A 13,710-nucleotide genomic window follows, 5' to 3' on the forward strand; every position below is an offset into this window, starting at 1 on the left:
CCGGGCGCACGGACGTCGTCGGAGAGCAGGGCCACCACCTCGGCCGCGCGCCGGGCGCCGACGAGGTCCGCGCCGTCGAGCAGGGCGCGCGCGAGCCTCGGGTCGGCCGGGATCGCGGCGACCGCTCGGCCCCGGGGCGTCGGGTGACCGTCCGGGCCGAGGGCCCCGAGGTCGGTGAGGATCGCGTGCGCCGCGGCCATGGCCGGCTCGGGCGGGGGGTCCAGCAGCGCGAGGCCGGCGCCGGAGGGGCTCCCCCAGCACGCCAGCTCGAGCGCGAAGGCCGTGAGGTCCGCGGTGAGGATCTCGGGCTCGGGGTGCGCGGACAGCCGGGCGTGGTCCGCCGCGGACCAGCAGCGGTACACCGCCCCGGGTCCCTCCCGTCCCGCGCGCCCGGCCCGCTGCTCGGCGGCCGCGCGGCTCACGCTCACGGTGACGAGGCCGGCGAGGCCCCGCCGGTGGTCGGTCCGCGGCTCGCGCGAGAAGCCCGCGTCCACCACCACGCGCACGCCGGGCACGGTCAGCGACGACTCGGCGACCGCTGTCGAGACCACCACCCGGCGCCGCGGCCCCGGCGTCAGGGCGAGGTCTTGCTCGCGCGCCGGGAGCCGTCCGTGCAGCGGGCGCACGTCCGCGTCGACCCCGCCGAGCCGCCGCGCGACGCCGTCGACCTCCCCGGCGCCGGGCACGAACACCAGGACGTCGCCGGCCCGCTCGGCCAGGGCCCGCCGGACGGTCGCGGCGACGTGGTCCAGGAACCCGGGGGTCACGCCGCGGTCGTCCGTCCTGGCCACGCGGGGCGGCGGCGGGCACAGGACGAGGTCCACGGGGAAGAGCGCGCCGTCGACCTCGACCACCGGCGCGGGCCGGGCGCCCCCGAGCAGCGCGGCCGTCCGGGCGGCCTCGACGGTCGCCGACATCGCCACGACCGCGAGGTCGTCGCGCAGGTGGGCCCGCACGTCCACCAGCAGCGCGAGGGCGAGGTCGTCGTCGAGGTGCCGCTCGTGCACCTCGTCGAGGATCACGGCGCCGACGCCGGGCAGCTCCGGGTCGCGCTGCAGGCGCCGCACGAGCACGCCGGTGGTCACCACCTCGATGCGCGTCGCGGCGCCGACCACGTGCTCGCCCCGCACCGAGAACCCGACCGTGGCGCCGACCGGCTCCCCCAGCAGGTGCGCGAGCCTGCGGGCGGCGGCCCGGGCCGCGATCCGGCGCGGCTGGGTCACGACGACGCGTCCGCGGACCTCCGCCGCGACCGCGGGCGGCACGAGGGTCGTCTTGCCGGTGCCGGGCGGTGCCTGCACCACCGCGACCCCGCGCGACCGCACCGCGGCGACCACGTCGGCGAGCCCGTGCCGCACGGGCAGGTCCGGCGGGTGGGCCAGCAGCCGGCCGAGGGGGTGGTCGTCCACGGGTGGAGTCTGCCCCGACGGAGAAGGATGAGCCGCATGACCACGCTGCCCCTGACCCCCGACGAGCTCCTCACCACCACGCGCTCGGTCCGCAAGAGGCTGGACCTGACCCGCGACGTGCCCCTCGGGCTGGTGCGGGAGTGCATCGAGATCGCGCTGCAGGCGCCCTCGGGCTCGAACCGCCAGGGCTGGCACTGGGTGGTCGTCACCGACCCGGACCTCCGTCGCGCGGTGGGCGACGTGTACCGGCGGGCGGTCGACGACTACGTGGCCGCGCCGGGGTACGCCGGGCGGCTGTTCCAGGACGACCCCGGGCGCGCGGGCGTGCAGCAGCGCGTCGCCGACAGCGTGACGTACCTCGGGGAGCACCTCGGCGAGGCGCCCGTCCTGGTGATCCCCTGCCTGACCGCGCCGCGGCTCTCGGGCGGCAACCAGGCCGGGCTGTGGGGGTCGCTGCTTCCGGCGGCGTGGAGCTACATGCTGGCCGCGCGGGCGCGCGGGCTGGGCACGGCGTGGACCACGCTGCACCTGGCGCACGAGCAGGAGGTGGCCGACCTGCTGGGCATCCCCGCCGACGTGCGCCAGGGCGTGCTGATCCCGACCGCGTACTACACGGGCGAGACCTTCCGCCCGGCGCCCCGCCAGCCGCTCGACGAGGTCTGGCACCACGACCGCTGGTGACTCAGGACCGGTCCCGCGCCGACTCCACCGGCAGCAGCACGGCACCGAGCAGGAAGCACACGGCCCCGAGGAACGTGCCCAGGTTCACCAGCGCGAGGTTGGCCAGCTGGCCGGTCGAGCGCAGGTAGCGGGCCGCCACCGCCGCCACGCCGAAGGCGACGGACCCGGCCAGGTTGAGCGCGGCGATCCGCCAGCCGACGGACCGGTCCGAGCGCGGCAGGATCCCTCGGTTGACCTCGGAGTACGCGAGCCAGCTGGCGACGAGGAAGCAGATCGAGCCGTACACGTCCGGCGCCCAGACCAGCCGCTTGGCCTGCTCGGTGGTCAGGTCGGTCTGGGTGGCGGCGAAGGTGCTGATGTTGAAGAACACGGTGCCGACGAGCTGCACCAGCACGGCCCAGAAGTCGATGCGCCGCGGCTTCCACCCGACCAACGCCGCCAGCCGGCGCGGCCGCGCGGACTCGGCCAGGACACCGCCGGGCGCCCGCAGCACCTCGTGGAACTGCAGGTACCCGGCGCTCGTGAAGAAGATCGAGCCGACGAAGAAGGTGGCCGCGACGGCGGCGGGGTCGACGGCGTCGACGTACGCCGGCACCGACCCGAGCGCGAAGCAGATCGAGCCGACGCCGAACAGCGCGCCGATCCACCAGCTCAGGGCGCTCGCCCGGCCGCCGGGCGTGCGGGCCCCGCTCGGCCGCAGGCCGAGGCCCTTGCGGTGCCGCCGCGACGTCCACTCGACCTCGGTGCCGTCCGGGCGCGCGAGCACCGCGTGCGTGGTGAAGCCGGCCGGCCCGCGGGCGCGCACGACGCGCCAGCCCGCGGGCAGGTCCGGGACGGCCGAGGTCACTGCCCCAGGCCGGTGCGCGCCTTGCTCGTCGCCGCAGCGTGCGCGGGCGACGTCCACACGTCGGGCTTGGCCTTCGGACGCTCGACCGGCTGCTCCGCGACGAGGGCGTCCCACGCGGCGAACAGGTCGCGCAGCAGCATCTCGATCATCATCCGGCTCAGGTCGAGCCGGACCACCACGCGCATGAGGTGCACCGCGTCGGCGTCGGGCGGCAGGCTGTACGCGGGCACGATCCAGCCGTCCTCCCGCAGGCGCGCGGACAGGTGGTAGACGTCGAACCCGGGGTCGCCCTTGATCGAGAACGTGACCACGGGCTCGGCCAGGCCCGGGTTGAGGATGGTGAACTTGCCGCTCGCCTCGAGGCTCTCGTTGAGGAACCGGGCGTTGGCCAGCATCGTCTCGACGATGGACGTGTAGCCGCTGCGCCCGAGCCGCACGAAGTTGTACATCTGGGCCTGGATCATGGCCGAGCCGCGCGAGAAGTTGAACGTGTACGTGGGCTGCGCCCCGCCGAGGTAGTTCACGCTGAACACGAGGTCCTCGGGCAGCCGGGACGCGTCCCGGAAGATCAGCCAGCCGACGCCCGGGTAGACCAGCCCGTACTTGTGCCCCGACGCGTTGATCGAGGCGACCTGCTCGAGCCGGAAGTCCCAGCGCAGGTCGGGCTCCGCGAACGGGGCGATGAACGCGCCGCTGGCGCCGTCGACGTGCAGGGGGATGTCCCAGCCCTTCTCGGCCTTGATCCGGACCAGCAGGTCGTTGATCTCCTCGATCGGGTCGGCCTCCCCGATGTGCGTGGTGCCGAGCACCGCGCCCACCGCGATCGTGTTCTCGTCGATCTGCCCCTCGACGTCGTCGGCGCTCAGCACGAACCGGTCCGGCTTCATGGGGATCTTGCGCATCTCCACGTCGAAGTAGTTGGCGAACTTGTCCCAGACCACGTGCGTCTCGGCCCCGAAGACGACGTTCGGCCGGTCGGTCGGCTTCCCCTCGGCCCGGCGGCGGTCCCGCCAGGCGCGCTTGTGGGCCAGCAGGCCGAGCATGATCGCCTCCGACGAGCCGATCGTCGCGACGCCGACCACCTTCGCCGAGTCGGGGGCGTTGAAGAGGTCGCCCAGCATGTGCACGCAGGCTTCCTCGATCAGCGACGCCGCGGGGTACTCCTCGTGGTCGATGTGGTTCTTGCGGATGCTGTCGAGGATCAGGTGCTCGGCCTGCGGCTCCATCCAGGTGGTGACGAACGAGGCCAGGTTGAGGGTCTCGCGGCCGTCGAGCATCAGCCCGGTGTGCAGGAGCTCGTAGGCCTCGTCGGGCAGGATGCCGTGCGGCGGGAACGTGCCGCGGTCGATGTGGTCCCGAAAGCTGGGACGGCCGTGGATGGGGCCGAACGGGTCCGACGTCTCGCTCACCTTGCTCCTCCAGTTCCTCGGTCCGGAGCCGTGGCTGACTGCCGTCTCCGGCGGGCATCTGCCGCATCGAACGTAGCAATGCCCGGGCCGCTCTGTCCCGGTTCGTCGCGTTCACCTCTCGGTCGACCCGTCCGCCCGGCCCGGCGCTCCGAACCTCGTCGGTCAGGCCGTCCTCGGACGGCCCCTGCACGAGGCCCGACCGCGACCGCGACCGGGCCGACCCAGAGGAGCACTCCATGAAGGCACGGACCCGCATCGCCCTCGCCACCCCCGCCCTGAGCATCGCGGCTCTGTGCTGGCTCGCCGGACCGGCCTCGGCCGCCGACGGATCGGCGCAGGGGACGCTCGCCCCGGTCGTCCTCAACGGCGTCCAGGGCGGTGGCACCGCCATGGCGACGGTGTCCGGCACCACCCTGACCGTCGAGATGCAGGCGACCGGCCTGCTGGCGGACAACCCGCACGCCGCACACATCCACTTCGGCGCAGCGGCCCGGCACGAGTGCCCCGCGGCGAGCGACGACAAGAACGGGGACGTCGGGACGATCAACACGACCGACGGTGGTCCGGCGTACGGCGACATCGTCGTGTCCCTGACGAAGACGGGCGACACCTCGCCGGCGTCGGGCCTCGCGGTCGACCGCTTCGACACCGCGCCCGGCGGGAACATCAACTACGAGCGCGGATCCATCCAGATCTCGCCGGAGGTCGCCGACGCGATCGTCGCCGGCAAGTCCGTGGTGGTCATCCACGGTGTCGACCACAACCACAACGGCACCTACGACGGCGCCACGAAGTCGGACCTGGACCCGACCCTGCCCACCGAGGCGACCGACCCCGCGCTGTGCGCCGTGCTGGCCTCCTCGCAGATGTCGACCATGCCCGCCGGTGGCGCGCAGACCGGGAGCGGCTCGACCGCCGGCGTCCAGGACGCCGGGCTGCTCGCCGCCGGTGGCGTGGCGCTGCTGGGTGGCGCCGCGCTGCTCGCGCGCCGTCGGACGGCACCCGTCACGGCGACGCGCTGATGATCGACGACGCCCGGTCGGACGGCCCGGGGCCGACGGCCGGGCGTCGTCCCGCGCGACGCTGGGCGGTCGTCGTGGGGGCGGCCCTCGTGCTCGGTGGTGGCACGGCGCTCGCCGTCGGTGTGCGCGCGCAGCAGCCGGACCCCCCGCGGCCGGTCGCCGCCACGACCGCACCGCTCCCGGTGCCGAGCCCGAGCGTCCCCGCGCCGTCGGTCAGCGAGCCCGCACCGGCCCCCGAGCAGCCGCTGCCCGTGCAGGTGAGCATCCCGTCGCTCGACATCGCGTCGGACCTGATCACCGTGGGTGTGCAGCCCGACGGCACGCTCGAGGTCCCGCAGCCGGGACCGGACTACGACCGGGCCGCCTGGTTCGACGGCTCGCCGCGCCCCGGCGGCACCGGCCCGGCGGTGATCGAGGGCCACGTCGACGGCGTCGACGGCCCGTCGGTCTTCCACGAGCTGGGTCGTGTCGCCGTGGGGTCGCAGGTCCTCGTCGCGCGGGCGGACGGGACGACCGCGACCTTCGTCGTCGATGCCGTGCGGTCGTTCTCGAAGGACGACTTCCCCACGCTCGAGGTCTACGGCAACACGGCGGGCCCCGAGCTGCGGCTGCTGACCTGCGGCGGGCGGTTCGACCGCAGCACCGGGCACTACACCGACAACACCGTGGTGTTCGCGCACCTGAGCACCTGAGGGTGTCCCCAGGGCCAAGCCGGTCAGCCCACGGCCGACGGGTAGGATCGACCGATCCCCCGCGCGCCCGGCTCTCGTGCTCTCCTGCCCGTCGGCCACCTCCTGACGACCAGCTAGGACCCCGCACGATGACTGCCCCCACCCTCACCAGCACCGAGCACCTCGACGGTGTCGACGCCGCCGAGCTCGAGACGTTCCTGCGCGTCGCTGACCAGATCAGCCGCCTCCCCTCGGACCACCCGCACCTCGCGCTGGCCCGCCGGGCGACGTCCGCGCTGTTCAAGGCCGCCAAGAAGCAGCGCCGCGCCGAGAAGCGGGACGCCATCAGCGCGGCCGATCGGGCGGTCATCCACGCGACGGCGACCGGCAGCCCGGGCCGGATCGACGACGAGACCCAGGGCATCCCGCTGGTCTCCAGCGTCCAGGGCGCGACGGCCGGCACCCTGCTCAAGGCGCGCCCGTGCTACATCTGCAAGGAGCCGTACGTCGAGGTCGACGCGTTCTACCACCAGCTCTGCCCGGCCTGCGCGCGGCTCAACCACGCCAAGCGCGACGCCCGCACCGACCTCACGGGCAAGCGCGCCCTGCTCACCGGCGGCCGCGCCAAGATCGGCATGTACATCGCCCTGCGCCTGCTGCGGGACGGCGCGACGACGACGATCACCACCCGGTTCCCGCGCGACGCCGCGCGCCGCTTCGCCGCGATGCCCGACAGCGCCGACTGGCTGGACCGCCTGAGCATCGTCGGCATCGACCTGCGCGACCCGGCCCAGGTGGTCGCGCTCGCGGACTCCGTCGCCGCGCAGGGGCCGCTCGACATCCTCATCAACAACGCCGCGCAGACGGTCCGCCGCTCCCCCGGCGCGTACACGCACCTGGCCGACGCCGAGCTCGAGCCCCTGCCCGACCGGCCGCTGCCGCAGATCACCACGTTCGGCCGCACCAGCAGCGCCCACCCCGTGGCGCTCGCCGGCTCGGTCACCGAGCTGACCAGCATCGCGGCGGGCGTCGCCGGCGTCGACACGCTCGCGCTCACCGCCGAGCACGCCTCCCTCGAGCGGCTGGTGGCCGGCACGGCGATCGACGCCGGCGGGCTGGTGCCCGACACCGCCGAGACCAACAGCTGGGTGCACACGGTCGACCAGGTGGACCCCATGGAGCTGCTCGAGGTGCAGCTGTGCAACCAGACGGCGCCGTTCATCCTGGTCAGCCGCCTCCGCGGCGCCATGCGGGTGCCGGGTCGCGCCTACGTGGTCAACGTGTCCGCCATGGAGGGCGTCTTCTCGCGCGGGTACAAGGGTCCCGGCCACCCGCACACCAACATGGCCAAGGCCGCGCTCAACATGCTCACCCGCACGAGCGCGACCGAGCTGGCCACCGACGGCATCCTCATGACCAGCGTCGACACCGGCTGGATCACCGATGAGCGGCCCCACCCGACCAAGGTGCGGCTGGCCGAGGAGGGCTTCCACGCGCCGCTCGACCTGGTCGACGGCGCCGCGCGCGTGTACGACCCGATCGTGCGGGGCGAGGCCGGCGAGGACCTGTACGGCTGCTTCCTCAAGGACTACGTGCGCTCCCCCTGGTAACCCGATTTGTCATCCTTGTCACGTCTTGACCCGGCGGAGCATCATCGCAAGTGGGCCGGCGCCGTCACTGGCGCCGCCCACCAGGGGGCACGGCATGGGGACATCGGTGTGGATGTTCAGCGGCGACCAGACGATCCGGTACGACCGCGGCGACGACGCGGCTGACGCGGGCCGGACAGGCCCGGCTGCCGACGAGTGGCACGGCTTCACGGAGGCCGGCTTCGCCGCCGGTGTGGACGCCGCGATCAACTGGCAGAACGGCCGGATCTACTTCTTCCGTGGCACGGACTACCTGCGCTACGACCTGGACGTCGACCACGTGGCCGACGGCTACCCCCGCCCGATCGCGGGGAACTGGCCGGGTCTCGCCGAGGCGGGCTTCACCACCGTCGACGCCGCGATGAACTGGGGCAACGGCAAGGCGTACTTCTTCCGCGGCGACCAGTACGTGCGGTACGACATCGCGGGCGACCACGTCGACACCGGCTACCCGCGACCGATCGCCGGCAGCTGGCCCGGGCTCGCCGAGGCCGGGTTCGACGCCGTCGACTCCGCGATCGCGTGGGGCAACGGCAAGGCGTACTTCTTCCGCGGCGCGTTCTACTCGCGGTACGACGTCCTCGACGGCAGGGTCGACCCGGGGTACCCCCTGCCGATCGCCGGGGCGTGGACGGGGCTGCTGACCGCGGGCTTCCTCGGGCCTCTGCGTGCCGTGGTCGACACCTACTCGATGAGCGACGTCTGGCTGCCGGGTGCCGAGGTGCGGCCCGCGACGACCGCAGGCCCGGACTACGTGCCGATGCCGTGGCGCGGGGTCCTGCACACCACGGAGGGCACGACGATCGACGGGGCGCTGGGGACGCTCGACGCCAAGCGGTCCTGGCCGACGCTGACCATCGAGCCCCTCACCGGCAGGATCGTCCAGCACTACCCCCTGTCCACCGGCGCGCGGGCGCTGCGCAGCGCCACGGCGACGCTGGTCAAGAACGCGGCCCGCGCCGTGCAGATCGAGATCGTCGGCAGGGCCGCCGAGACGCCCGGCTGGGCGCCCGCGCAGCTCGACTTCATCCGGGGCGTGCTGCGCTCGATCGAGTCGCTGGTCCCCATCCCGCGGACGTCGGGCCGCACCTTCCTCGACGAGGCGGGCGTCAACCAGACCCCGGCCAACCGGATGACCGTGGACGAGTGGAACAGGTTCTCCGGCTGGTGCGGCCACCAGCACGTCCCCGCCGAGACGCACTGGGACCCCGGCGCGATCGACATCGCCCACCTGCTCGCCTGACGTCCGGAGGCGCGCGCGGGCGTTCTCCCCCACGATGAGCGCGTGCACCGCGACCTGAGCGCCCACCTGTCCATCGACGTCACCTCGCCGGCGACCCTCGCGTTCGAGCTCGCCGTCTCCACCCAGCTCGCGGTCCGGGAGAGCCTGCGGATCACGCTCGACGGGACCCCCGTCGAGGCCACGCCGGTGCCGGACCACCACGGCACGCGGCTGCACGTGGTCCAGGCGGGCGTCGGGCGCCTGGTGCTGGACTACTCCGCCTCCGTCGACGGGCGCGCCGCGCCGGTCACGTCCGACGAGGCGGACCTGCTGCGCTACCTGCGGCCGAGCCGGTACTGCGAGTCCGACACCCTCGGGCCCACCGCGTACGCCGAGTTCGCCGGGCTGCACGGCTACGACCTGCTCGCGGCGGTGAGCTCGTGGGTGGGCTCGCGGCTGTCCTACGTGCCGGGCTCGAGCCTGCCCACCGACGGTGCGGTGCAGACGCTGCTGGCGCGCCGGGGCGTCTGCCGGGACTACGCCCACCTGGTCATCGCGCTCCTGCGCGCCCTCGACATCCCGGCGCGGCTGGTCTCCGTGTACGCGCCGGGGCTCTCCCCGATGGACTTCCACGCCGTCGCCGAGGCCCACCTGGACGGTCAGTGGTACGTCGTCGACGCGACGACGCTCGCGCCGCGCTCCAGCCTGGTGCGGATCGCCACGGGGCGCGACGCCTCCGACACGGCGTTCCTCAACGTGCACCACGGGTACGCCGACCTGCAGGAGCTCGAGGTCACGGCCGTGGCCGACGTGCTGCCCGACGACGACGTGCGGGACCTGGTGATGATCGGCTGAGCCGGGCCGCCCTTTGCTAGCCTCCGAATCGTGACAGAACCGGACGCGGTGGACGCGGCGCCGGACGTGCGCCGCCGGTCGTTCTTCGCCCGCCGGTTCGGCCCCGACGACTTCGGCATCGTGCTGAGCCTGCTGGTCACGGCCTACGTGCTGTATGCCGTGAGCTCGGCGATCTGGGCGCAGCTGACGGTCACGGTCCTCTACCTGTTCACGCTCGGGCTCGCCGTCCGGACGTCCCGGCCGATGCCCACCCAGAAGCGCGTGGTGCGCATCATCCTCGTCGCCTCGACCGTCGTCGCGGTCGTCGCCGTGACGGTGCTCCCGCGGTCCGCCGCGGACGGCATCCTGGACGCCGTCGTCTGCGTGATCCTCATGACGGCGCTGATCGTCATCCTCGACCGCATCCTGCGGCGGACGGCCGTGACCGTGCAGTCGCTGGCCGGTGCCCTCAGCGCGTACCTGCTGATCGGCATGTTCTTCGCCAGCCTCTTCGGCGTCATGGACGCGCTCACGCCGGGCCCGTTCTTCGCCGGTGGGCTGGCCGCCAACCCGCGCTCGTTCCAGTACTTCTCGTACACGACGCTCACCACGCTGGGCTACGGCGACTACACGGCGGCCCTGTTCCCCGGGCGCAGCATCGCGACCTTCGAGGCCCTCGTCGGGCAGGTCTTCCTGGCCGTCCTGGTCGCTCGCCTGGTCGCCGCGTTCCACGGCCGCTCCGAGGTCCTGCCCGAGAAGCCCGGCGACTGACCGTGGACGCCGCCACGGCCGTCGCCTGGTCCGCGCTCGGCGGCGCGGCCGAGCCGGCCGCGCGCGTCGAGTACGTGGGCACCCCGGGTCTGGCGGCGCGGCTGCCCGTCCGCGAGCTCGCGCGCGCCACCGTCGGGGTCTGCTCGCTCGCCGCGGCCGAGCTGCTCGCCACGCGCACCGGGCGGGGGCTCCCGGGGGTGCGCATCGACGAGGGCGCCGTCGCCGTCGCGTTCACCAGCGAGCGGCACCTGCGGGTGGACGGCCGACCGATCCCCCTGTTCGCGCCGCTCTCGGGCTTCTGGCGGTCCGCCGACGGGTGGGTGCGCACGCACGCGAACTACCCGCACCACCGGGCCCGTCTGCTGGCCGCCCTGGGACTGACGGACTCGGGCGACGACGCGGAGCTGGCGCCGCGCCTGTCCGCGACGATCGCCGAGCGCGCGGCGCGGGCGGTCCAGGAGACCGTGTACCGGGCGGGCGGCCTCGCGGTCGAGGTGGTGCCGCCGGTGCCCCTCGAGCACCCGCTGGTGACCGTGAACGTCAGCGCCCCGCAGGCCGCGGCGCCGTTGCTGCCCGCCTCGCTGCCCGCCGAGGGGGTACGCGTGCTCGACCTCACCCGCGTGCTGGCCGGCCCGGTCGCGACGCGGACGCTGGCGCTGCTCGGGGCGGACGTGCTGCGCGTCGACGCGCCCTGGCTCCGGGAGGACGACGGCACCCACATCGACACGGGGTTCGGCAAGCGGTCCACGCGCCTGGCTCTCGAGGACCCCGCCGACCGGGCGGCGCTCGGCCGCCTGCTCGACGCGGCGGACGTCGTCGTCACGGGCTACCGGCCGGGCGCCCTCGACCGCTACGGCCTGGACGCCGAGACGCTGCTCGCGCGGCGCCCAGGCCTGGTCGTCGCGCAGCTGTGCGCGTGGGGCTGGACCGGGCCCTGGGCCGGTCGGCGAGGGTTCGACAGCCTCGTGCAGGCGGGCACCGGGATCGCGGTGGTCGAACAGGGTGACGACGGCCGGCCGGGCACCCTCCCCGCGCAGGCGCTGGACCACGGGACCGGCTACCTGGTCGCGGCCGGCGTGCTGCGCGGCCTGACCGACCGGGCGCGGACCGGCTCCGGGCGCGTGGTCCGGTTCTCGCTGGCCGGCACCGCCGCGTGGCTCCTGCAGGGCATCGTCCCGGAGCCCCGGCCCGAGGGCGGACCCGAGCACCCCGACCGCTGGCTGGTCGACACCGACTCGTCCTACGGCCGCCTCCGCCACGCGCGCTCCCCGCTGGGCGTCGAGGGCGTCCCCACCGACTGGGCGCACCCGCCCGGCCGCTGGGGCACGGACGAGGCCCGCTGGGCGCTCGGCTGACCCGTCACGCCGCGCGGGACACCGACCGCGCCTCGGTCGTCGGCACCCGGCCGTGCGCGTCGAGGTGGCGCACCACCCACGCCGCGTCGCGGCCGACGCCGGGGACCGTCTCCGAGGCCAGGGCGAACTGGAAGTGCAGCCCGGCGAACGCCAGCCCCGGGACCGTGGTCGACAGGCCGCGGTCGTGCAGGACGCGGCCGTCGGCGTCGCAGGCCGGCAGCTCGAGCCAGGGCAGGTCGGTGCGGTAGCCCGTGCACCACACCACCGCGCCCACGTCGACGACGCGCCCGTCCTCGAGCAGCGGCAGCCCGTCCTGCGTGCCCACCACGCGCGGCACGCGCTCGACGCCCGCCGCGTCCAGGTCGACCGTGCGGGTCCGGATCAGCGGGACGGTCCGGTGCTGCGCGGCGGCGCGCCGGCCCATGGGCGTGCGGAGCGTGAGGACGTGCCGGTGCACCAGCTGCACGATCGGCAGCACGACCGCGCTGGTCGCGGTGGTCAGGCGCGTCGGGATCTGGTCCGGGTCGGGGCCGGCCAGGAGCACCGGCCGGGTGCGGGCCAGCTCGGCCGCGAGCTCCGCGCCGGAGTTGCCCGTGCCGACGACGAGCACCGGTCCCACCGGCACGTCGGTAGGCCGGCGGTAGCCCGACGAGTGCAGCTGCGCGAGGCGGGGGTCGAGGTCGGCCGCGAGCGCGGGCACCCGCGGCGTGTGGTTGGCGCCCGTCGTGACGATCACGTGGTCGGCCTCGAGCTCGTCCTCGCCCACCGTCACGACGAACCGGCCACCGTCCCCGGCGTGCACGCGCGTCACCCGGGCCCCCGTGCGCACGGGCAGGTCCCACCGCATCGCGTAGGACTCGAGGTAGTCGGCGAACTCGTCCTTGGTCGGGAACGCGAGCCGCGGTCCCGGGTAGCGCATGCCGGGCAGCCCGACCGCCCACGCGTTGGTGAACAGGCGCAGGGAGTCCCAGCGCGACCGCCATGCGTCACCCACCCGCGCGTGCTCGTCGAGGATCACGAAGGACCGTCCGCGCCGGGCCAGGTGGTACCCGACCGCCAGCCCCGACTGGCCGCCGCCCACGACCACCGTGTCGAACCGCTGCCTGCTCATCTCGCGCTCCCGTGTCCCCGACGCCGTCTCCGTCGCCTCCGACGCTAGGAGCGTCGACCACCCGCCCTCATCGGCCGAACTGCCCATCCTGCGGCGGGGGTCCGTGGGTAGTTCTACCCACGGGGACTCAGTCGGCGCGGACGACCCCGTGGGTGTGCGCCCACATGCCGGCGGCCGCCCGCGAGTGCACGTCGAGCTTGGCGAAGATGTTGCTCACGTGGCGCGCGACGGTCTTCTCGCTGAGCACCAGGCGCTCGGCGATCACGCGGTTGCTGAGCCCGGTGGCCACCAGCCGGAGCACCTCGACCTCCCGGCCGGTCAGGCCGCCAACCGCCGGGGGCTCCGCGGCTGCGCCCAGGCGCCGCAGCGTCTCGGTCGCGGCGTCCTGCTCCCGGCGCGCGGCCTCGTGGTCGCCCACCGCGCGCAGGGCCTGCGCGACGCGCTGCCGCGTGCGGGCGCCCTCGTAGGGAGCGTCCAGCTGGGACCAGACCGACCAGGCCCGGCGCAGCAGCGGCAGCGCCCGCTCGGCGTGGCCCTCGGCGAGCAGCACGACGCCGGTGGCGTCCGCGGCCAGACCGTCCAGCCACGGGGTCGCGCGGTCGCGCGCCACCGCGTCCAGCTCGTCGCAGGACCGCCGCGCGGCCGCCAGCTCGCCCGTGGCGACAAAGATCTCGACCGCCACCGCGACCGTGACCGGCGACGCCGTCGTCGTGGGGAGCGGGTTCAACG

Annotated in this window: 13 protein-coding genes; 8 read left to right on the forward strand and 5 right to left on the reverse strand. The window is 74.7% G+C overall.

The annotated features are described in order from the left end of the window. The coding region (locus AB5970_RS18605) for a helicase-related protein (protein ID WP_370505440.1) at window positions 1-1,409 on the reverse strand (1,409 nt) is incomplete at its 3' end. 36 nt (window positions 1,410-1,445) lie between these two features. On the opposite strand from AB5970_RS18605, the gene AB5970_RS18610 reads away from it, so the two are divergent. Then, window positions 1,446-2,090: a nitroreductase family protein gene (locus AB5970_RS18610; protein ID WP_370505441.1), complete on the forward strand. Its 645-nt coding sequence runs from the start codon at window positions 1,446-1,448 to the stop codon at window positions 2,088-2,090. A 1-nt stretch (window position 2,091) separates the two neighbouring features. On the opposite strand, the gene AB5970_RS18615 is transcribed toward AB5970_RS18610, so the two are convergent. Beyond that, on the reverse strand, window positions 2,092-2,937 hold the full coding sequence (locus tag AB5970_RS18615; RefSeq protein WP_370505442.1) for a hypothetical protein: 846 nt from the start codon (window positions 2,935-2,937) through the stop codon (window positions 2,092-2,094). Next, window positions 2,934-4,346: a glutamate decarboxylase gene (locus tag AB5970_RS18620; RefSeq protein ID WP_370505443.1), complete on the reverse strand. Its 1,413-nt coding sequence runs from the start codon at window positions 4,344-4,346 to the stop codon at window positions 2,934-2,936. Before AB5970_RS18620 ends, AB5970_RS18615 begins: the two co-directional genes overlap by 4 nt. Before the next feature lie 236 nt (window positions 4,347-4,582). On the opposite strand from AB5970_RS18620, the gene AB5970_RS18625 reads away from it, so the two are divergent. From AB5970_RS18625 to AB5970_RS18655, 7 genes are all read left to right on the forward strand, one after another. After that, window positions 4,583-5,368 carry a hypothetical protein gene (locus AB5970_RS18625; protein ID WP_370505444.1) on the forward strand — a complete coding sequence of 262 codons (786 nt, stop codon included), beginning with the start codon at window positions 4,583-4,585 and terminating at the stop codon, window positions 5,366-5,368. After that, window positions 5,368-6,060 (forward strand): class F sortase, encoded by a 693-nt coding sequence (locus AB5970_RS18630; protein WP_370505445.1) that lies wholly within the window; start codon window positions 5,368-5,370, stop codon window positions 6,058-6,060. The genes AB5970_RS18625 and AB5970_RS18630 overlap by 1 nt, the downstream gene beginning before the upstream one ends. 128 nt (window positions 6,061-6,188) lie before the next feature. Beyond that, on the forward strand, window positions 6,189-7,649 hold the full coding sequence (locus AB5970_RS18635) for an SDR family NAD(P)-dependent oxidoreductase (protein ID WP_370505446.1): 1,461 nt from the start codon (window positions 6,189-6,191) through the stop codon (window positions 7,647-7,649). Between the two features lie 94 nt (window positions 7,650-7,743). Beyond that, window positions 7,744-8,931 (forward strand): hemopexin repeat-containing protein, encoded by a 1,188-nt coding sequence (locus AB5970_RS18640; RefSeq protein ID WP_370505447.1) that lies wholly within the window; start codon window positions 7,744-7,746, stop codon window positions 8,929-8,931. Between the two features lie 42 nt (window positions 8,932-8,973). Then, window positions 8,974-9,765, forward strand: a complete 792-nt coding sequence (locus tag AB5970_RS18645; protein ID WP_370505448.1) for a transglutaminase-like domain-containing protein — start codon at window positions 8,974-8,976, stop codon at window positions 9,763-9,765. A 30-nt stretch (window positions 9,766-9,795) separates the two neighbouring features. Then, complete coding sequence (locus tag AB5970_RS18650; RefSeq protein WP_370505449.1) at window positions 9,796-10,515, forward strand: ion channel; 720 nt, start codon at window positions 9,796-9,798, stop codon at window positions 10,513-10,515. 2 nt (window positions 10,516-10,517) lie between these two features. Then, window positions 10,518-11,870 carry a CoA transferase gene (locus tag AB5970_RS18655; RefSeq protein WP_370505450.1) on the forward strand — a complete coding sequence of 451 codons (1,353 nt, stop codon included), beginning with the start codon at window positions 10,518-10,520 and terminating at the stop codon, window positions 11,868-11,870. A 4-nt stretch (window positions 11,871-11,874) separates the two neighbouring features. Here the strand turns inward: AB5970_RS18655 and AB5970_RS18660 are convergent, their stop codons facing one another. Next, window positions 11,875-12,981, reverse strand: coding sequence for a flavin-containing monooxygenase (locus tag AB5970_RS18660; protein ID WP_370505451.1), 1,107 nt, complete (start codon window positions 12,979-12,981; stop codon window positions 11,875-11,877). Window positions 12,982-13,108: 127 nt separating this feature from the next. Next, on the reverse strand, window positions 13,109-13,710 hold a 602-nt coding region (locus AB5970_RS18665; RefSeq protein ID WP_370505452.1), incomplete at its 5' end, for a helix-turn-helix transcriptional regulator.

This window comes from Cellulomonas sp. ICMP 17802 (assembly GCF_041295535.1).
Taxonomy (GTDB): domain Bacteria; phylum Actinomycetota; class Actinomycetes; order Actinomycetales; family Cellulomonadaceae; genus Cellulomonas.